Here is a 19,914-nt window from a genome sequence, read left to right on the forward strand (position 1 = left end):
TAACCACCTGTACCACGGGTGTTTCTAGGTTGAGTATCACCTGTACGGGTTGTGCAATCTGCTCGTGCCGTTGTGCAAAGCCATCGAGGTTGATGAGCGGATAAACCGAAGCGAACAAAATTGCCGCAATTAAGTAAACGCGGTTGAGCGTGTAAAAAGTAAGATGCCTCAGCACCGCGTAATAACCCGCGCAAAACAGTAACAGCGCGATATTTACTTTCAGTAAAAAAACGAATAAAGCTGGCATGGTTTTAGGTTTTAAGGTTTTTCGATGAGTTTGATGATCTCCTGCAGTTCGGCCGCGCTTATCTTTTTCTCGTTGGCAAAAAAGGTAACGAGGTCTTTATAGGAGTTTTGGAAATAGTCGTTCACAAAACCGCTCATAAACTGCTTTTTGTATTCTTCTTCTTTTATTACCGGCGCGTAGCGGTACGTATTGCCAATTTTTTCGCTGCTTAAAAAGCCTTTGCGCTCGAGGTTTTTTATGGTTGATGCCAGGGTAGTGTAGGGCGGCTTGGGCTCGTTCAATATTTCGAGGAAATCTTTGATAAAACCTTTACCGTTTTGCCATACAGCCTGCATGGCTTCTTCTTCCTGTATTGATAATTTTTCCATTTCAATTACGATTATTTCGTAAATCTACGAACAATTCGTAATTATCCAAATTATTTAACAGATTTTAACGTAATAAATTTGTGAGCAGTTAGCAAAGCGCTTATAGCGGGGCGCATAGCGCTAAGAAGAGAAAGTTTATATGCACGCTTACTGGTCGAAGGTTGCACCTCCGTCCTAAAATGTTTTAACCTTTCAGCTTAAAGCGCAAGCAGAATACGTGCTACATTTTAGGACGATTTATACTGTCGCTAAACTTCGACCGGGGTTTGGCTTCATATATAGCGATGGGTTTGAAACCCATCGCTATGGAAAAATCTTTTGTTTTTATATCACTTATGTTATTTTTGTAATAATAAATTATTCTTTGTATATTGCAGATAATTTGCGAGAAAACACCTTTTTGTGCTTGTTAACGCTGTTGAGGCGTTGGGCGTGGCTGTGATTTAGGGTAGCCCCTACGGGGCAAAAAACGTCTTTTTTTATTTTGCTACAAACAGGTAGCCCCTGGCGGAGCATTTTAATGGCGGGTTTGTCGCGCGGTTGACTCACTCCGGCTGCACTGCGCTGGCCGACCCTCTCTTCCGCGGCGCGGTAAAGAGGGTGTAAAAAAGGTGGCGGCCTTTTGATTGAAATTTTAAACCAACGATTGATATATGAAAACGATTGACGCATTTACACTAACACCTAAACAACAACGCTTTTGCGATGAGTATTTGATGGATATGAACGCCACCCTCGCTGCCTTGCGGGCGGGATACACGCAGGCCACCGCCATGAACGGGCAATTGATGGAAATGCCCAAGATACAGGCTTATTTGAAGGAGCGGACGGCGGAGGCGAGTAAGAAACTGCAGGTGAGCCATGAAACGCTTTTGGGCGAACTGATGAAGGTTGCTTTTGCCAATATGGGCGACTATTTTGGGGATGACGGCAAGATAATGCCTATGAACGATATTGCGGATGATAAAAAAAGCGCGATATGGAGTTTGAAGGTGAGCGAGGGGAAATATGGTACTACGGTACAACTACGACTACACAACAAACTGGCGGCTTTGGAAAAGATTGCCAAGCACATTAAGTTTTATGAGGTGGAGCAAAAGCAACCGGAACCACAGGAGGCCGTTTATGTGGACAAAGGAGACCTGAACGATGATGACCGCTTTGAGGATGATAGCATTGACGCACTGGACAAGGATTTATACGAAAAAAAGGTAAAGCTTGAAACGCTGCAAAGGGAATTGTACTTAAAGGAACGGGATTTAAAGCAGCGGGAGGCGGATTTGGCGATGAGGGAAATGGGTATTCAGACCGCCTTAGCAAATGCTGCGGCAGTTGAAACGGCTGAAAAGGTTGAAACGGCAAAAACGGAAAGCGCGCCGACCAATACCTTTAGTAACCCGGGGTTGAGCGGCAGGAAGTTGAGCAATGAGGTGATGAAAGAACGCCGCCAGCAGTATTTGAACAGTTTGCCGCCTAAACCCGGGCAGAAGGTGTTCTTTTAAACAAAGCGCATGGCGCGTGGCGCAAAGCGTTTTGAATAACTTGTGGCGGATTTGAATTTTATGTGGCGTTTGTTATTTGGGGGATTGGAAATCCCCTGCCTTTGGGTCGAGGATTGGAAATCCCGATCAACGATTGGAAGCGGCTTTAGCGATGAGAGAGATGGGTGTAAACAGAGCGCTTGCTGATGCCGGGCGTAACAATAAGAACGGGGCTGCTACGGTTGTTGGTGATCCCGATAGCTATCGGGACACCAGCAACGGCGGTTGGAAGATGTGGTGCGTTATGCAGGGTGCAAATATGGCTTTGAGAAGGTTTCTCCTCGTACCTCGTTCGAAATGACAAGGTAGGTGAGTTTAAGTTTTGAAACACCCATATTTACCCATAGGGTTTGGTCATTGCGTCAATTGTTCATTGTGTTTGTAACGGGGTTAAAATCGCTTAGAGATTGCTCTATGCCTCGCCATGACGTTGTTACAGGCATATTTAAATATTCCCCCAGCCGCTGGCGAGTACATCGGCCAGGTGCATGGTTTGGAGCGGGATGTTGTTTTTGTCGATATAGCTTTGCAGGTGCAACAGGCAGGATGAATCGGTAGAGATGATATAGTCGGCCCCGGCTTCGAGGGCGTACTCTACTTTTTGCTGGGCCATGGCACTGGATATGGCATCGAACTTTACCGCGAAGGTACCGCCAAAACCGCAGCAGGTTTCGTTGTGTTTCAGTTCGACCATTTCGAGACCCAACACTTTGGAAAGCAGCAGGCGTGGCTCTGCCTTTATTTTGCACTCGCGCAGGCCGGCGCAGCTATCGTGGTAAACGGCGCGGCCTTCCAACTCGGCGCCAAAGTAATCGCGGTTGATGACGTTGACGAGGAAGTCGGACAGTTCGTGGATATTGCCTTGAATGGCCCGGCATTTATTATGGACGGTGGTATTGGTAAAGAGGTCGTTATAGTAGTTTTTTACCATGCCGGTGCATGAGGCCGATGGCGAAACGATGTAGTGGTCTTCGGAAAAATCGTTGAGAAATTTGCTGCCGGTTTCTTTGGCCTCATCCCAAAAGCCGGCGTTAAATGCGGGTTGCCCGCAGCAGGTTTGATTGGGATTGTATTCGACAGTGCAGCCCGCTTTTTCTAAAACCTTAGCCGTGTTGAAAGCTGTTTGCGGAAAAAGCTGGTCGATAAAACAGGGTATAAACAACTCGATCTTCATGCAGGGGGATTATGCGACACTAATATCAGGAAAAATACAATTTTATCCGGTGATGGCAAAGTAAGCAATAAATCCATGTGGTTTGAAATAAATATTTTAAAATCCGGTTTTACATTTGTAGCGGCGGATGGTCTAAAAAACAAAAGGAAAAATGCTTTTATTTGTTGCGCACAGACAACGTGCGGACACACACTTAAGCTTTAACTTTTGGAAGGACAGTTTTTTTTGTTGTGTTATTTTTAATATTTTTAACACAAACTTTATATATTTTATCCATATTTAAAAATTGAACGATAAAATTGAAATAAAATGCCCTGATCACAAAAAAACAGTTATCCGGAACGGAAAAAGGACCAGATTTGTCCGAGTTGCAAGCAAATATTGTTGAACGAACCTTATACAAACGACGCGAATAAGAAGATGAAAGAAAAAGAACGGATGAATATTGACCCGCTTTTTATCAAACCCAGCGATAATAATGCCGTGGCGAGGGTAAAATTAGTGTTACAGTATTTTAAGGCTTTGGCATCGTATGTTCAAATTGCTTTTTTTGTATTTATAACTTTTATATTATTTATAGTTGGTATCTTTGCAGCATAAAAATTTTCTCCCTAATTAAAGCAATAGCTTAATATTTAGCGCCTTTTACTTTTTGAAAACACTACTCAACCCATGGTTTATTTTAGGTTGTTTGGTTTGGTTAACTGTGTTTGTTTTACGGAAACTGCATTACGCTATTCCGCATTATAGCAACAGCTACCTGACCGACCTGTTTGCCGTGCCTGTGATTGCTACCCTGGGGTTATGGTTTATGCGGACGGCGATAATAAAAACGAACTTATACCGCCTATCGGCAGGGCAGGTATTGTTTATAGTAGCTTATCTGTCGTTGGTGTTTGAAGTGATTTTACCCCACTATTTTAAGCAATATACGGCGGATTATATGGATGTGGTGATGTATGCTATTGGGGGTATATTTTTTTTCAAAATAATGAACAAGCCTGTCGTTTGATTTCCCTTTTTTGCAAAATAACACGGTTAACTGTACTGTTTTGATGTCTACAACGCGTAAATTTTTTATTAAATACATCTATTAAACAAAAAAAATGTAATTTTAAAAATTAAAGATACAATTGGCCCTTAGAAAGTTGCGGTTAAAATTTGATCTTTGATTTGAACTACCGTTCTAAATTTAAACATTGCATAACCGGCGCTTATCGAAAGATGAAAAGGCAATTTATTCTGACCTGTATAATCCTATTAGGTAGCTGTTCGCTTGTATGTGCCCAAATAAGGGCTTATTACGGCCCCGACTCTGCTGAGTTGGCGGCGTTTAAAAAAGATTCGGCCAGGGTTGTTGCATTAAGAGCGGGTATTAGTTTAGAAAAAGCCCGTCCGTATCCGCTGCCTGAACCCAATGTAAAAGAAATAAAGTTTTACCACCGTTATTGGCGCGATATTGACCTGTCGAACCCGCAAAACAAAGTAATGGCGCAACCCGGGGCAACCTTGATAGAGGCAACCTTGGCGGCATTGAAAAAGGGAGTGATTACCGCTTATGACCCAACACCGGGAACGCCGGAAAATCCTACGGGCGACGCCTTTACCTTGCCGATAAACTACGCCCTAGTGATGTCGCAATTGAGCGATAGCGCTACGGTTGACCAGTTTGACAAGGACGGCAACAAAATTGGCAGCATACAAAAGGCCAACAATTTTACGCCCGATAAAATAAGCGGCTACCGGATAAAGGAGGACGTATACTTTGACAAAACGCGGTCGCGGGTGATGACACGTATTATAGGCATAGCGCCCTTGTTAAAACTAAGTTTAAGCAATGGCGATAGCTTGGGCGTGCAACCCTTGTGCTGGTTCAACTTTAACCAGTTCAGGAAGGTGCTGGTTACCATGGCTGTTGACACGGCGAATAAAAAGGCTGCTATGAGCATGGATGATATTTTTTTACAACGGCGTTTTGCGTCGCGGATTGTTGAGGAGTCGAACCCCCTTGGCGTACGCATTAAGGATTACGCCAGTTTGCCTGCCGACCAGGAAAAAGAAGCCAGACGGATAGAACAAAAATTAACGGCATATAAAGGTAGTATGTGGCCCTATAGTACGGTCGAAATTGAAGACGAGACTAATGGTACGGCCGATGCAAAAACCGACCGCGTACAAAAGAATACCAAAAAAATATCGGCACCCACGGGCGCTGCAAATGCCCCTACAAAGGTTAACTAACAAACGGTTTAACCACTACCCTACCCAAATAACACATTTGCGCCATTTTTTAGTAATGGCGTTGCAATGAATTTTATTTGAGCTATTTTAGTTAAAAGCCACGAGCTAATATATTGTAATACAAATGATATCAGAACCAACATACCAGGCGGCAAAAATAGTTGCCCCCACTATCGAAAAGCTTTTTGCGCAGCAAATACATGCCGCTGCCGGAAGCGAGGAAGCCGAAAAGGCCTCATTGGCGCAGGCATACCTGATTGAAGCGGTTATCGACGTGGCATTTTGGGCCAGCCTGCGCAAAGAAGAAGGGCGTTCGCCAAAGATATCCATCGCGTTGATGCCGCCGGATAAATCGGAACAACCACTTCTTTTTCACAAAAGGCTGAAATTTACTACCGATATTATTGTAAAACTGGCACCGGCTATTGAAAGCCCCGGCACGCATTTGGGTGTTTGGCATACCGGCGATGAACTATACATTTGGGGAACCACCCGATTTGTACCTGGTTTTTGTTTTATCTGCGAGGTTGTTGAACCAGGCTTATTGGTAATAAAGCACCGACGCATAACGGGCTTCGGCAAATTTGTAAATGTTGCCGTATTAAAAGGCGACCTCATTAAAGTGATTGATGAAAATACAGACGAGGTACCGGATTGCCCGGCATTGGTTACGTCGTTACTTGGGTTTAACGACCCTTCATCGTGGAATTACTCGATGAATATACACGTTCAACTGGCGGTATCGATGCGGGCGCACGGACGTGGGGGAGCGCTATTGGTTGTGCCTTCGGCGCACGAGAACTGGCGCGAATCCATTATTCACCCTATTACGTACCAGCTTACGCCCGAGTTTAGCGGACTGTCGGACTTGCTAAAGCAGGATGTTGCAAAAAAAGATCTGGATTTGTGGCAGGAAGAACTGAACCGCTCGGTGGAAAACGTAGCCGGCCTTACCGCAGTTGATGGTGCTACCCTGATGAATGATAAACACGAACTATTGGCTTTTGGTGCCAAAATAGCAAGGTCGCCAACCGGGCAACGGATAGAACGGATTTTGGTAACCGAACCTGTGATAGGCGGTGAGATACTGACGATACACCCCGGGCAATATGGCGGTACGCGCCATCTTTCGGCAGCGCAATTCGTGTTCGACCAACGCGATGCCATCGCCATGGTTGCATCGCAGGATGGGCGTTTTACTATTTTCGCATGGTCGCCATGCGAGAACATAGTACATGCGCACAGGGTTGATAGTTTACTATTGTAAACAAGCATAAACAAAAAAGCAACGCGGATGGCGCTGCTTTTTGTCTGAAATTTTTTAAAGCTTATCGGTTAAAAATTAGCTAACCTTGGATGGTTGTGTTTTTCGGAAGTGAAAGGTGATCCCTGGGTAAACAATGCCAGGCAAAAAAACAAGGCACCAAAACCCCAATGCGGCCAATGTACTTTAGGGATAAAGCTGTATAACCCAGGGCCAACCAATAAAAGGAAGCCGGCAAACATGGTCAAAAACAAGTTCATCTCCATGGGGAAAACCTGGATAACGCCCAATTTATTGTTGCTGAAAAATGCAATCAACAATAACAATACGCCCATGATTACCGGGATGAAAAGGGATGCACCGCCTACGTTATCAAAACCAAATACCCAAGGTGAAGAAATAAGCAATATAGCGCCCAAGTATTGAAGTGCCGCATGAAAAGATGTCGCGATAAATGGTTTCATTTTGTTTTTTTGTTTGTTTACGATAGCAAAAGTAAGTATATCTGTCCTTTGTTTTCAAAAAAAGTGAAAAGTCTGAAATAAAAAAGCCCCGGAGACAATTATCCCCGGGGCCTGTTAAACAGGATGGTATCTTAAAAGCCGAGGCCAATGCCGGCATTATATGAACTATATGTTCCTGCAGAGTACGATGCGTAAATATTCAATATAAAAAAGTTGAGTTGAAAGCCCGCATCGGCATGAAAGCCACTCACACTTGTTTCGTTTATAGATACGGGATTATTATAGGTTGTATACACCGGGTTTTGGGTAATCGGACTGTCTACACCTGTTGTTACAGGATAATTACCATAAGTATTTACGCTTGTAGTACCCGAGCTATAACCTACGGAAACGAAAGGGGTAAAAAACAATAATTTCTTTGAAAGTATTGCCTGAATATTTATTGCGCTAAACTTTCCCTGCAAAAGCTGGTTACTAAAATCTGTACTTTGCTGCCCGTCCTTGGGCTTTGCGTTCGAAGGATTAGGCGTAACATTAAGGTTATAGTTGTAAGTTAAACTTGTATAACCAAAGGCGATGGCCAAATCGAAAGGCATTAAATGTTTTGCTGTGCCAAAATCTTGTATAATGTCATGCTTTATACCAAAACCTATCATACCTAACGAACCAAAATCGGTGGAACCATAGTCTTTGCTGTTAACTGTGGGTATATATCGTAACGTAACATCAGTATTGTGTATTAAACCTACCGTAAGTTGCAGTAGCGGTGCCGGAACAATATTTATACCGCCGCTTGGCAAATTAAACGAGGCCAACTTTGTATGGCTGCCATCAGTACTGTAAACAGATATAGATTGACCTGGTGTATTATTACTACCCCCCAAAAGTTTGTGTTACCGTGCTTTGTCCTGCGGTTGTTGGCCCCACGGCACTTGATAAGCCTATCTTGGAATAATCAAAGCTTTGATCGGATGTTGGGATCATGGCCACGGAAACACTTAACCTCAAATCAAAATGCAAAAAATTTTTTGTTTTCGCTGTGTTTGTCCAACCATTAGAAAGATCGGTACCTAAACCCTTAAAGAGTGGTTCGAGATAAGCTTGTGCTAATTTTGTAGCATCGGCGGGTCCGGATTTAAAAAGGCTCGAAAAGTCGCCAGAGCTGTTTTGGTTGCTTTGCGCTTCGGCTTTTACACAGATAACAGCGGCAAGAATAATGCAGGTAAAAATTTTTTTCATTTTACTGAGATTTAGGTTCAACAATATTTATCGGGGATGACATTAAAAAAGCAAACAGGTAGTTAAAGTTACAAACAAATATAAATATTCGGACGCAATATTTAATTTTTAATTTATTACAACGCTGTTTTCAGCTCAAACCAGTTAAGCAACTTTCAGTTCTTTGTTACGCCGGAAGATGGACAGCAGGAAGCCTATCACCATAATAATGGTCCCGCTCCAAAAGAGATTGATATATGGGAAATCGATGGCTTTCATTACTATATATGGCTTTTTGCTTTCGGGTTTTTGGTAGACCGAAATCTCAATCTTGTTATCCTTTGCAATATTGACAATGCTGGTCAAACGCAACTTTAAATCGATATCCGCAATTTTACGGGCGAAATCGAAGCCGCTTTTGCCTTTAATCAGGTAAACGGGCTCGGCTTTATAAGTTTTGCCATGGCTGTGCACTTCGAGCATGGCGCCTACTGAAACATCGTTTTGACCAAGAGTAATGTTTTCGACTTTGGCATTCGGGTCGATGCCTTTCAACACTATCATGCCATCCCGATAAGGAATAGAATCGCCTATGGCAACCTCGTGAACAGTTGGCGGTTCGTAGCTGGCATCGTCGTTGGTTTCTTCATGAGCTGCACCGCCGTTTGTCTCATCGTCGAATTTAATGTTGGCCATGCTGATGTGGGTATACAAGTCGTGGAAAAGGTAATGGCGCGTATCGGGCGTAGCTACCAAACCAAACTTACTATTGGCTTGGGCATTTGGTTTTAACACAAATTCTTCTTTCAGGTTGCCTTTATCGTCAATCCTTTTATAATCCACCTTAAAGTAATGGTTCGGCAATGAAACTGAGTCGCCTGTATAAGTAATGGTATAGGCGCCCATTTTTATCGGCTCGTTTTTATAGAGCATGATATTTTCGCGGGGATTGTTCGTTTTGTCGAACTCGGCATTATAGGTTTCGCCGGTATCGTTAATGGATACCACTGAACTGGTGCCTGCAGAAAGTACTGCGCCAACCAGCAACAAACCAATACCGATGTGCGCAATGACCGAACCCGCCAACTTGGTTTTACCTTTTAATACTTCGGCCAAAATTTTGACATTAGCCAATACCGAGTAGATGGCACCGATAATGAGTACCGAATATATCCAATGGTTATGGTAAATACCGGTTATATAAATTACTAAAGCGCCAACAAGAGCCGCAAAAACGAGATATACTATCGACGTGATGAGAAAACGTGTGCTATCCGTTTTTTTATACTTTAAAAACTGGGTGAAACCCGCCAGTAAGGTAATTACTACAGCAAAACCACTTTGGAATACATTATAAAAATTGATGGGCTCTGTTGGTGGGGCTGCATGGGTGCCGAACATCGCGTTCCAAACGGGTATAGAGGTTACCGCTACCAATTGCAGACACGACAGTCCCAGAAAACAAGCGCCTACGAACATCCAGAACTCGCGGGAGTAGGTTTCTTCTTCTTTGGTAGTGATGGGAAGTTCTTTGCGCCTGATGACCAATAACACCACCGCGATGACGAGGAAAATGAGTACATCGATAACCAAATGCCAGTACATACCTAAATCTGTAAAGGCATGTACCGAAGTGTTTTGCAACACGCCGCTACGCGTTAAAAACGAAGCATACAACACCAGCACAAAGCTGATGAGCGTTAAAAATGTAGCCGTAAAGTAGGAATGCCCCGTATTTTTATAGACGATGAGCACGTGTACCGCACCAATCAAAGTAAGCCATGGGATAAGAGACGCATTCTCAACCGGGTCCCATGACCAATAGCCATTAAAATCCAGCGATTCATAGGCCCAAAACGAACCCATGATGATACCTGTGCCCAATACCATTACCGAAAACAGGGAATAACTGATGGCAGGTTGCACCCACTCTTTGTAGCGTTTGGTCCAGAGGCCGGCTACGGCGTAAGCAAAAGGCACTACCATGGAGGCAAAGCCCAAAAACAAGGTTGGCGGATGTATTACCATCCAATAGTTTTGCAGCAATGGGTTCAATCCGTTGCCATCTTTAATAAATTCGAGGTAGTTTGGCGAACTGAAAATAGGTGCCTGTATGGCATCGCGCAGCATAATAAATGGCGAGCTGCCTATGCGTGTACCAAATATCTCCACCCCTATCAGCATCGACGAAAGCAGCGTTTGCGATAAGGCCACCACTGTCATCACCGGATTTTCCCAGGATTTGGCTTTCCATATCAAAATATTGCCTAAAACGCCCTGCCAAAACGCCCAAAGCCAAAAGCTGCCCTCCTGCCCTTCCCAATAGCTGGAAATAATGTAGTAAACCGGCAATGCTTTGGATGAGTGCGCCCATGCATAATGGTATTCGAAAAGGTGGCTGTAAATGATATAGAACAGGCAGCAGCCAATACCAACTACCGATAAAGCATTTAAGCGGTAGCCAATGCGGCCAATGATATGCCATGATTTATCTAACGGGTTTTTGTTTACCGTGGCAAAATAATAGCTGATGGTTGATAATAGCGCCGAGCCGAAAGCGAGCACAATAAATAATTGTCCCAAATGCCCCGGCAAAAGGTGTTCACCTTTAAAATCTGTATCCATTAATATTATATAGTGGCTGTTTTAGCCTTGTATTCTGTAAGCTCCACCTTGTTTGGGGTGTATTTAGAAGGGCATTTCATCAATATTTTCGATGCGTGAAACTCGTTTCCTGTCATTTGCCCGGTGAGTACAATCTGCTCGGCGCGTTCAAAATCCTGCGGTTTGGTACCTGTAAATACCACTTTACACTCCTGGCCTTGCTTGTCGGTCATGTAAAAAGCGAAGTAGTTGGCATCCTTTGTGGCATCATAAACCAGTGCTTTTTTCTTATCCAGATGACCAACGATATCTAAAGCCGCATCCGTGTGTTTGGCATCGCTAAACGAGCCGTAAGTGCTTGTTTTTGAGTATGTGCTAATAATTACCGCTATCGCGATGGCGATAAGGACAATACCGAAGATGGAACCTTTTTTCATTGCTTAACTATTTAGATAACAATAGTGTGGCAAAAATACAAAACATCGGTGGAATATATTGTGATGATTGTCACTTATCTTATTTAGAATTGTTCTTAAGGGAGATGCGGAAAGCTAAAAGCAGAATGCGGAAAGCTTTAAAACAAAAAAGCTCAAAGCGACAGATCTGCTTTGAGCTTTTTGCTTTTTGCTATAAGCTTTTTTATGGCCAAACACCCAGTGTTTGATACGATACGGCTATTTTGTTGATAGCGCCTACAAAAGCGGCAGTGCGCATGGTATCTATCTTGGGGTTGCTTTTCCAGGTTTCGCGAATCTCGTGGTATGAGCGTATCATGGTATCTTCTAAGCCCGAGTTTACCAGTTCCAGCTCTGACGCGCCTTTGATGATGGTAGCACGTTGCATCGGAGTTAAAGCCGTGCCGGTGATACCTTCTACCATGTTCACCAAATTGAGGTTGGAGTTTTCTTCGAACCTGCGGTTCATACGGCCGAAGGCAACGTGCGACAGGTTTTTTAACCATTCGAAATACGACACGGTTACACCGCCTGCGTTGGCATACATATCGGGGATAATGATACCGCCGTTTTTGTAGAATATGGCTTCAGCCTCAGGAGTAGTTGGGCCGTTAGCACCTTCGCAAATAATTTTGGCCTGTATGTTATGCACGTTGGCTTCCGTTATCTGGTTTTCCAAAGCGGCAGGTACCAAAATATCGCATGGCTGTTCTAAACCTTCGAGGGAGTTCCTGAACTCTTTTGCACCCGGGTAACCTAAAATAGAGCCCGAAAGCTTGCGGTGCAGGAATACCGATTCGATATCCAAACCATCGGCATTATAAATAGCGCCTTCGTACTCGCAAAGGCCAACAATGATGCCGCCAAACTCGGAGAGGAATTTTGCTGAGTGGTAACCTACGTTGCCCAAACCCTGTACAATAACCCTTTTGCCCGATATACCTGTGGTGAGGCCTAATTTCTGCATGTCTTCGGCTACACTTACGCATTCGCGTATGGCGATGGCAACACCGCGACCAGTAGCTTCGCGGCGGCCTGCTATGCCATGCAGGGCGATAGGTTTACCGGTAACACAACCCATGGCATCCAACTGGCCGGGGTTCATGGTGGCATAGGTATCGGCAATCCAGCTCATTTCGCGTTCGCCCGAGCCGTAATCAGGCGCAGGTACGTCAATGCTGGGGCCAATAAAGTTCTTTTTTATCAACTCCACCGTGTAACGGCGGGTGATGTTTTCGAGCTCTTGTACGGTGTAGTTTTTGGGGTTGATTTTGATACCACCCTTTGCGCCGCCAAAAGGAACATTAACAATGGCGCATTTGTAGGTCATTAAAGCGGCCAAGGCCATCACCTCGTCTTCGTTTACCATTTCGCTGTAGCGGATACCGCCTTTGGTTGGCGATTGGTGTTGCGAGTGTTCAATACGCCAGGCATCGATTACCTCGAAATGGTTGCCTTTCCTTATAGGGAAACGGAAACGGTAGACGCTGTTACATGATTTGATTTGATCGAGCAAACCCGGATCGTGGTCGGTAAACTGGGCCGCGAAATCGAAGTTTTTACATACGTCACCAAAAAAATGCGTATCCTGTTCAGCAATAATTATACTGTGAGACATAATTTTGAAATTGAATAAATATTGGGTTCAGTTTATATTTGTGCAAAGGTGAATGAATTTATATCAATTGTGCAAATGAATACTTTCAAGGCTTGTTAGCCCCACCAACAACAACATCACGAAATCAATGTTTAAACAAGATAGTGTTATTTTTTGAACCAAATTGAACGGTAGTATTATTTTCAATTTTCGCAAAAAACAGACCAAAAAATGACATAAAATTGCCAAAGTGGCAATTTTAAACCCGGTTTTACCGCTCTAATTTTTTGAGCCGACGGTCGATAGTAAAGAGGTAAATGGCCAGGCCAACGAACACGATAGCGATGGTGGCTATCACCACATAAATTTTACCCGAGCTGCGCATGGTGTCGGCCATTTCAACATCAACGGGCTGGGCAAAAATGGCGGTATAGGTAAACAAAAATGTAAGGCGGGCGAGTATCTTTTTCATTAGTTTATGGCGTTCTTTTTGTTTTCAATCAAACGGATGCGGTAACGTATGGTGGCTATCCAAATAGCCATCAGGCTCCAGCCAATAAAAGCGGGGTACAATACCACGCGCATGCTTGTGGCCAGGTCGTACTTGCCAAAGGCCGGGTTGCCGCCGTTACCGGGATGCAAAGAGTCGGTTAAGCGGGGCAGTATAAATATAAGCACCAACATTATCGGAAAGGCGAAGATGTTATAAATGGCCGATATTTTAGCACGCTTTTGCTCTTCGTCCATAGAGTTACGCAAGACAAGGTAGGCGCAATACAGCAAAAAGGCAATGGCAGCGCTGTTTTGTTTTGGGTCGCCGCTCCAATATTCGCCCCAGGTGTATTTGGCCCACATCATGCCGGTTATCAACCCCAGAGCAAAAAACAATAGGCCGGTGTTTACACATTCAACTGCGGCAAGGTCGTACTCCTCTTTGCCTGTGTTTAAGTATTTGATACTGTAATAAACCGAAATGACAAAAACTGTTAGCATGCCCACCCACATAGGCACATGGAAATACAAATTGCGTATGGTTTCGTGCAAAATGGGCAAAGTGGGTACGGGCAATAAAAAACCGGCTATCATGGTATAAAATACCAGTGTTACGGCTAAAATTTTCCACCAGGATTTATAGATAAATTGCATATCGGTGTTTGGGGCTCAGTTTTATCAAATAGCGTAGCCGCAAAGGTATTTATTTTACGGGAGATAAGAGTCAAGAATCGAGAATCAAGAGTCAAGAATTTGTACTCGGGCTTGTTGATTTTACGCCTTAGTTATTTTTCTTAGTGTTTATCCGCCGGGGCATAATCAACCGGTAGCTGGTCGGCTACCTTATCGTTGCTCCAGGCGCCTTCGTACAATGTGCTCTTGCCTAACATTACAATGCCGTTCAAATCTATCAGGGTGTAGGGTTTATATAGCGTAATAATGGTGGACATGTAATTGGCCATATCGAGCGGACGATAAACATAGCTGTTGCTATCTTCATCGCGTTTTTTGGTATAAACCACATACAGGCAATCGGGAAAGGTAACGGCGAAAACTCCTGCCTCATCGGTTGTACGTAATACTTCATAGGGTCTTGTCGGTGTTCTGATCATTGTTTCGCGAAACTTGTTCAGATTGTATAGCTCTTTCCAATGATTGGCAGAATCGATCATGCCTTTGGCCATAAACTTATCAATGTTTTGGACAATGACTATTTGCGGCGGGCGCTCGGGGTTCGGCGTCCGTATCAACCGGTACATTTTAAAGCCGGCAGAATCAAGCTCGTTGCGCTCCAACGCACGAAAAAAGTGCATGCTTGAACCATAATAAGCATCTTCGCGTTTTTTGCGCCAAATTTCCAATTGTTTTTTGGTGCCTTTTAAATCTTCGAACTGGTATTGGCCGCCGTATGATACAATCTGGTTGATCTCGTCCAACTCAAAGCCGCCGAGCAGGTATTTGATGCGATAGCCCAGAGACTTGTTTTCGATCATGATATATTCATCGGCGGTACCTACCAGTTTCTTTTCGAAGGTATGGTAGTACAAATCGATAGCGGTGGGGTTCAGTATCCTGCATTTTTTGGCATTGTCCGAAGTACCTAAAAAGTATTTAATGAACTTGGCGAAATTCTCTTTAGAGAATGGGTGTCTAACAATGTTTACTTCCTGAAGATCGTAACTTTTGAGGTGCATCTCGATCTTCAAGTTGATTGGTGTTGCCCCTACCAGGATGGTTTGATGGTAACTATCGTAACCTACATAAGTAACCACCAGTTCGTATTGGCCGGATTTTACGTTTTGCATGGTAAATGTACCGTCGTTAGCGGTTGAGGTGCCAAAGGTAGCATTGCTTAAAAACACACTTGCTTTGGCCAACGGGGTGCCGAGATCGGCGCTGGTAACTTTACCGCTTATTGTACCTGCCTGTGCGAAAAGCAAGATTGGGGATAGTGCAAAAAGTAATAAAAGATAAAGTTTCCGCATGCGCTAAATTAACTGCAAAAGTAGCCTATTATTATGCAGGCAAAGTAACAATTATGTGTTAATCGCGCCATAAAAAAGGAAACAACAGCAAGGAGGTTACGATAACGATGAGGTTAATGGCCAGGAGTACGCCGATATCCTGATAGCTAAAACTGCGGTCGAGGCCATCGATAGCGCGTTTGCTCATCTTGATGAGTACCAGGATAACCGGTATGATGACCGGAAAACTTAAAATAGCCATCAAAGTGCCGTTATTGCCGGCTTTTGAGGCTATGGCCGATATCATGGTAAAAACGGTTGAAAAACTTATACTGCCCAATAAAACGCTTAAAAAGTAATATAGATTGTCGTCCGTTGGGTTTTTGAAGAACAAACTGTATATTATTAAAGCCAAAACGCTGAGAAGCGCCATCAGCAAAATATTGTAGATAATTTTCGACAAAATAATGGCGTGCGGGCCGGCGATGGTGTAATAGTACAACAACCGGCCTTTGCTCTCTTGCAAAAAGCTTTTGGCAATGGCATTTACCGCTGCGAAAAGGATAATGATCCAGAACAATATGTTCCAAACAATGGGGTAGCCTTGCGACTCGCGAAAGCCGGGATTGAGGTTAAATGCCATATAACACACAAAAACAGTGGATACGACGTATAGCAATACTCCGTTAAAGGCATATTTGGAGCGCCACTCCAAAATAATTTCTTTTTTTAACAGGTGTTTTGTTTGATTGAGCAAATCCATCGGTTGCAAATATACGTTTTTATAAAAGTGTGGACAGTATGGTTATCATGGGGAATAGATGCCACACAGACGGTGCGATAATCTTCGTAAATAATAAGAATGAGGCATAATTATATTAGTGGTACAGTTGTTGCCTTATTGTTTTAAATACGTTATTGATGAAAGCGATAGAAGAGCACATAGCATGTTATTGTTTGAACGCCCGGTGTTCGAACTCTATTTACCGTCATCAAACTACGGCCATAACGTATATCACCCTCGAAAAATCATTATTAGGAGAAACCAGATGCACCAAATGCGGTTCGGCATTGAAATCAATGGTTGACCTGGAAATAGAAGAGCAATTACGTACATTGCTGCCTAATTGAACGGCATATTTGCCGAACAATGATTACCTTAGTGTTATGCCCCAGATTTATTGTGATACCCCCGTTGGGGTAGCCTGTATTACGGAAACAGAAGGTTTTATCAGTAAGATATCGATTATGGATGTACCTGCTGATATTGAGCAGGCCGCCACGCCGCTTTTACAGCAGGCAGTGCAACAACTCGGTGAGTATTTTGCCGGAACAAGACAGGTTTTCGATTTTAAAATAAAGCAGGAAGGTACCCCGTTTCAGCAAGAGGTTTGGAGTGCATTGAGTGAAATAGGTTACGGAAAAACGATAACGTACACCCAGCAATCCAACAGGATGAAAAACCCCTTAGCCATTAGGGCCATAGCGGCGGCAAATGGCAAAAACAATTTATGGATAGTTGTACCCTGCCACCGGGTAATAGGTGCCAACGGCGAATTGACAGGCTATGCCGGTGGCTTGTGGCGCAAGCAATGGTTACTGGAACATGAAGCCAAGGTACTTGGAATAGGACAAACCAAGCTGACTTTTTAAACGGCCTTCCTTGTGGTAAGCAATTCGATATTGTTGTACAGATCGACCGCGTGAAAGGGTTTCGACATAATGACGTTCATGCCGGCGTCTACGGCGGCGCGACGTTCATCATCGAAAGATGATGCAGACAGCGATATAATAGGCATGCTGCGGGTTGGTTCGCTCATTTCGCACCTGATCATACAGGCAACTTCAATACCATCCATTACGGGCATGTGGGTATCAAGCAATAACACATCAAAATGTTTTTCCTGTAAAATATCAACAGCAGCTTGTCCATCGGCAACCATTTCAAAATCAACCTGCCATTCCCTCAGCATACGCGAAAACATAAACTGGTTGATGGTATTATCTTCGGCTACTAAAACTTTAAGGCCCTTTAACGTGGGCATGGAGTTGTTGTCAACAGATGTGGGGATTTGTGCTTGCATTGTGTTTCAGGTGTTTAGTCTCGTTTTATAATTTGGGGATGAGCTACTGCGGTACAATGGTTTATTTACCATAATAGCGGTATTGATACGCAAAAAAAGGGACGGATGTTTCGCCGCCCTGATTTTTTATTTACGAAAGAACTATCTGAGACAATTTTAAAGCGGGAATTATTGCTTGATTTCCATTTTATCGGCAAAGTGGGCGCAATAGTCGCGCAGGTCTTCCACAATGTTGGTTTCGCCGGTGGCGCGCAAAAAGCTATCGCCCATGGTTTGCAGGGTTTCGTAAAAGAAACGTTTCATATCATCGACAGGCATGTCTTTTGTCCACAAATCGATGCGGAGCGAATTTTTATAGTTATGGTCCCAAAGGGCCAGCATCATCGATTTTACGGGCAGCGCCTCTTTGGTTTTTGAGTCGGTTGATTCCCAAAGAATGGTTTCGGGAACATTGTTATCATCCAGTTCGATGGTGAGTTTAATTTCAGCTTTCTTCATGTAATGTGTTACTTCACTAATAATAATATAACGACCGTTAAGGTGATAAAGCTTAACTCAACGATCCATAGTTTTTTGGTTTGAGGGAAAAAGTTGCGCAGCATGAGGTCGAGGTAAAATACAACGAAGGCAAACAGCGCGAAAATAAAGGTAATGGTGCCCGTCCAGTGCTGGTAAGGGCTGCCCATTATTTTGGCGCCGTTGATAAATACGTAACCTGCTAAAACCAGCAAAAATGCCGTGGCGATATTGAGCGGGGTAATCCTGAATTTCATATTATCGTCTTTTCCTGTTCTCTTTTTGCGCGGCGGCCTTTTTGCCGGGCCTGTTGTTATGCGTTGCCTTTTTAGGTGCTGCCTTGCCTTTTGCCGCCGCGAATTTTTTGCGTTGGTTAAAGCTTTTCTTTTCGTGGAAGGCGCCTTTAAAGTCCGGGTCGTCTTTGCGTTTTTGGTCGTCAATCTCCCTGTCCTGGCTTTGCTTTTCGTCGTAAGGCGTGGCATCCACAAAAACTTCGGCGGGCAAAGATATAACAGGGATCTGTTGGCGTATCAATTTTTCTATCTTACGAATGTAATATTCTTCATTCGGGGCGCAAAAAGTAATGGCCTCGCCCGACTGGAAAGCACGGCCGGTGCGACCAATGCGGTGCACATAATCTTCGTAAACCACGGGTACATCAAAATTGATGACGTGGCTCACATCGCTTACATCGATGCCGCGGGAAGCGACATCGGTAGCCACCAAAATCTTCACTTCGTCGTTTTTAAACGCGTTGATGGAGTTGATACGGGTATTCTGGCCTTTGTTGGCATGCAGCACCCTCACCTCCTTCTCACCGAACTTACGGAGCAGGAATTTGTAAACATCCTCGGCGGCGTAACGGGTTTTGCAAAAGATGATGAGCTTTTTGATATCGTCGGGCTGATCGAGCAGGTATTTGAGCAGGTTTATCTTGGTTTTAACGTTCGGCACCATAAACAAACGCTGGTTTACCGTTTGTGCCGGTGTGGCCTGCGGGGTAACCTCAATGGTGATAGGGAACTCCAAAAAGTTTGAAGACAACTCGTTTATCTTATCGGACATGGTAGCCGAGAACAACAGGTTTTGGCGTTTGCGCGGAACTACCTCTAATATCCTGTTGATTTGGGGCATAAAGCCCATATCCATCATTTTATCGGCTTCATCCAATACCAAAACCTGGAGGGCTTTGGTTACGATGTGTCCCGCAAGGTAAACGTCCATTAATCTGCCAGGTGTGGCTACGATGATATCGACACCTTTATCTATCAGTTCTTTTTGTGTTTTGGGGCCCAATCCGCCATAAAGGCAAACAATGCGCAGGTCGGTATATTTGGCAAACTCGCGTGCGTTCTCTTCTATCTGGATAGCCAGTTCGCGGGTTGGGGCTACGATGAGCGCCCGCATATCGTTACCTTGGGCGTATTTGAGCCGCATGATGATGGGCAGCATATAGGCCGCGGTTTTACCCGTTCCTGTTTGGGCGATACCCATGACGTCCTGCCCGTTCATGATGGGCGGGATGGCTTTTTGTTGTATGGGCGTAGCTTCGGTATAACCGGCATCGGCAATGGCATTGAGTATTTGCCGGTTAAAATTAAAATCTTCGAAAGTTACGGACATGGCGGCAAAGGTAGGGTTTTGGGGATAGAGTCAAGAATTTAGAATCAAGAAACGGGAGGTGT

24 protein-coding genes are annotated in these 19,914 nt (G+C 44.0%); 8 read left to right on the forward strand and 16 right to left on the reverse strand.

The window, feature by feature from the left end; genetic code table 11:
- Positions 1–258: 258 nt before the first annotated feature.
- A complete protein-coding gene (locus QZX97_RS00400; RefSeq protein ID WP_295654937.1) occupies positions 259–615 on the reverse strand; it encodes a BlaI/MecI/CopY family transcriptional regulator in 357 nt (118 codons plus the stop codon).
- Positions 616–1,268: 653 nt separating this feature from the next.
- Between QZX97_RS00400 and QZX97_RS00405 the strand changes: the two genes are divergently transcribed.
- Together QZX97_RS00405 and QZX97_RS00410 are read left to right on the forward strand one after the other, a co-directional pair.
- Positions 1,269–2,117 (forward strand): terminase small subunit, encoded by an 849-nt coding sequence (locus QZX97_RS00405; protein WP_295663977.1) that lies wholly within the window; start codon positions 1,269–1,271, stop codon positions 2,115–2,117.
- Between the two features lie 160 nt (positions 2,118–2,277).
- On the forward strand, positions 2,278–2,457 hold the full coding sequence (locus tag QZX97_RS00410) for a hypothetical protein (RefSeq protein WP_295655267.1): 180 nt from the start codon (positions 2,278–2,280) through the stop codon (positions 2,455–2,457).
- 144 nt (positions 2,458–2,601) lie between these two features.
- Here the strand turns inward: QZX97_RS00410 and QZX97_RS00415 are convergent, their stop codons facing one another.
- Positions 2,602–3,330, reverse strand: a complete 729-nt coding sequence (locus tag QZX97_RS00415) for a (Fe-S)-binding protein (protein WP_295655265.1) — start codon at positions 3,328–3,330, stop codon at positions 2,602–2,604.
- 420 nt (positions 3,331–3,750) lie between these two features.
- Here QZX97_RS00415 and QZX97_RS00420 point away from each other — a divergent pair, with 420 nt between their 5' ends.
- The 4 genes from QZX97_RS00420 to QZX97_RS00435 all read left to right on the forward strand — a co-directional run bounded on the left by QZX97_RS00420 (position 3,751) and on the right by QZX97_RS00435 (position 6,838).
- Entirely contained in the window at positions 3,751–3,930 is a 180-nt protein-coding gene (locus QZX97_RS00420) for a hypothetical protein (RefSeq protein WP_295655263.1), read from the forward strand.
- A 52-nt stretch (positions 3,931–3,982) separates the two neighbouring features.
- Positions 3,983–4,342 (forward strand): hypothetical protein, encoded by a 360-nt coding sequence (locus tag QZX97_RS00425; protein ID WP_295655262.1) that lies wholly within the window; start codon positions 3,983–3,985, stop codon positions 4,340–4,342.
- A gap of 212 nt (positions 4,343–4,554) precedes the next feature.
- Positions 4,555–5,571 carry a gliding motility protein GldN gene (gldN, locus tag QZX97_RS00430; protein ID WP_295655260.1) on the forward strand — a complete coding sequence of 339 codons (1,017 nt, stop codon included), beginning with the start codon at positions 4,555–4,557 and terminating at the stop codon, positions 5,569–5,571.
- Between the two features lie 124 nt (positions 5,572–5,695).
- Entirely contained in the window at positions 5,696–6,838 is a 1,143-nt protein-coding gene (locus QZX97_RS00435) for a putative sensor domain DACNV-containing protein (protein WP_295655258.1), read from the forward strand.
- A gap of 68 nt (positions 6,839–6,906) precedes the next feature.
- Here the strand turns inward: QZX97_RS00435 and QZX97_RS00440 are convergent, their stop codons facing one another.
- From QZX97_RS00440 to QZX97_RS00485, 10 genes are all read right to left on the reverse strand, one after another.
- The gene (locus tag QZX97_RS00440) at positions 6,907–7,299 is read right to left on the reverse strand and encodes a hypothetical protein (RefSeq protein WP_295655255.1); all 393 of its coding nucleotides are present in this window, start codon (positions 7,297–7,299) and stop codon (positions 6,907–6,909) included.
- A gap of 131 nt (positions 7,300–7,430) precedes the next feature.
- On the reverse strand, positions 7,431–8,183 hold the full coding sequence (locus QZX97_RS00445; protein WP_295655253.1) for a DUF6588 family protein: 753 nt from the start codon (positions 8,181–8,183) through the stop codon (positions 7,431–7,433).
- Positions 8,173–8,538, reverse strand: coding sequence for a DUF6588 family protein (locus tag QZX97_RS00450; protein ID WP_295655251.1), 366 nt, complete (start codon positions 8,536–8,538; stop codon positions 8,173–8,175). The genes QZX97_RS00445 and QZX97_RS00450 overlap by 11 nt, the downstream gene beginning before the upstream one ends.
- A gap of 144 nt (positions 8,539–8,682) precedes the next feature.
- A complete protein-coding gene (gene ccsA / locus QZX97_RS00455; RefSeq protein WP_295655249.1) occupies positions 8,683–11,142 on the reverse strand; it encodes a cytochrome c biogenesis protein CcsA in 2,460 nt (819 codons plus the stop codon).
- 5 nt (positions 11,143–11,147) lie between these two features.
- Complete coding sequence (locus tag QZX97_RS00460; protein WP_295655248.1) at positions 11,148–11,558, reverse strand: cytochrome c maturation protein CcmE; 411 nt, start codon at positions 11,556–11,558, stop codon at positions 11,148–11,150.
- A gap of 202 nt (positions 11,559–11,760) precedes the next feature.
- A complete protein-coding gene (locus QZX97_RS00465) occupies positions 11,761–13,194 on the reverse strand; it encodes a Glu/Leu/Phe/Val dehydrogenase (protein WP_295655245.1) in 1,434 nt (477 codons plus the stop codon).
- A 250-nt stretch (positions 13,195–13,444) separates the two neighbouring features.
- On the reverse strand, positions 13,445–13,645 hold the full coding sequence (locus QZX97_RS00470; RefSeq protein WP_295655243.1) for a CcmD family protein: 201 nt from the start codon (positions 13,643–13,645) through the stop codon (positions 13,445–13,447).
- The gene (ccsA, locus tag QZX97_RS00475) at positions 13,645–14,310 is read right to left on the reverse strand and encodes a cytochrome c biogenesis protein CcsA (protein ID WP_295655273.1); all 666 of its coding nucleotides are present in this window, start codon (positions 14,308–14,310) and stop codon (positions 13,645–13,647) included. The genes QZX97_RS00470 and ccsA (QZX97_RS00475) overlap by 1 nt, the downstream gene beginning before the upstream one ends.
- 149 nt (positions 14,311–14,459) lie before the next feature.
- Positions 14,460–15,605, reverse strand: coding sequence for a carboxypeptidase-like regulatory domain-containing protein (locus QZX97_RS00480; protein ID WP_295655241.1), 1,146 nt, complete (start codon positions 15,603–15,605; stop codon positions 14,460–14,462).
- Positions 15,606–15,708: 103 nt separating this feature from the next.
- Positions 15,709–16,392 (reverse strand): heme exporter protein CcmB, encoded by a 684-nt coding sequence (locus tag QZX97_RS00485; RefSeq protein WP_295655240.1) that lies wholly within the window; start codon positions 16,390–16,392, stop codon positions 15,709–15,711.
- Between the two features lie 158 nt (positions 16,393–16,550).
- Between QZX97_RS00485 and QZX97_RS00490 the strand changes: the two genes are divergently transcribed.
- Entirely contained in the window at positions 16,551–16,760 is a 210-nt protein-coding gene (locus QZX97_RS00490) for a hypothetical protein (RefSeq protein WP_295655239.1), read from the forward strand.
- A gap of 36 nt (positions 16,761–16,796) precedes the next feature.
- Entirely contained in the window at positions 16,797–17,282 is a 486-nt protein-coding gene (locus QZX97_RS00495; protein ID WP_295655237.1) for a methylated-DNA--[protein]-cysteine S-methyltransferase, read from the forward strand.
- Here QZX97_RS00495 and QZX97_RS00500 read toward each other — a convergent pair.
- The 4 genes from QZX97_RS00500 to QZX97_RS00515 form a co-directional block, all read right to left on the reverse strand.
- On the reverse strand, positions 17,279–17,713 hold the full coding sequence (locus QZX97_RS00500) for a response regulator (protein ID WP_295655236.1): 435 nt from the start codon (positions 17,711–17,713) through the stop codon (positions 17,279–17,281). The two genes, QZX97_RS00495 and QZX97_RS00500, sit on opposite strands and share 4 nt — an antisense overlap.
- 168 nt (positions 17,714–17,881) lie before the next feature.
- Positions 17,882–18,211 (reverse strand): gliding motility protein GldC, encoded by a 330-nt coding sequence (gene gldC, locus QZX97_RS00505; protein WP_295655235.1) that lies wholly within the window; start codon positions 18,209–18,211, stop codon positions 17,882–17,884.
- Between the two features lie 8 nt (positions 18,212–18,219).
- Positions 18,220–18,486 carry a hypothetical protein gene (locus QZX97_RS00510; RefSeq protein ID WP_295655234.1) on the reverse strand — a complete coding sequence of 89 codons (267 nt, stop codon included), beginning with the start codon at positions 18,484–18,486 and terminating at the stop codon, positions 18,220–18,222.
- Between the two features lies 1 nt (position 18,487).
- The gene (locus tag QZX97_RS00515; RefSeq protein ID WP_295655233.1) at positions 18,488–19,852 is read right to left on the reverse strand and encodes a DEAD/DEAH box helicase; all 1,365 of its coding nucleotides are present in this window, start codon (positions 19,850–19,852) and stop codon (positions 18,488–18,490) included.
- Positions 19,853–19,914 lie beyond the last annotated feature (62 nt).

This window comes from uncultured Mucilaginibacter sp. (genome assembly GCF_903893715.1).
Classification (GTDB): domain Bacteria; phylum Bacteroidota; class Bacteroidia; order Sphingobacteriales; family Sphingobacteriaceae; genus Mucilaginibacter.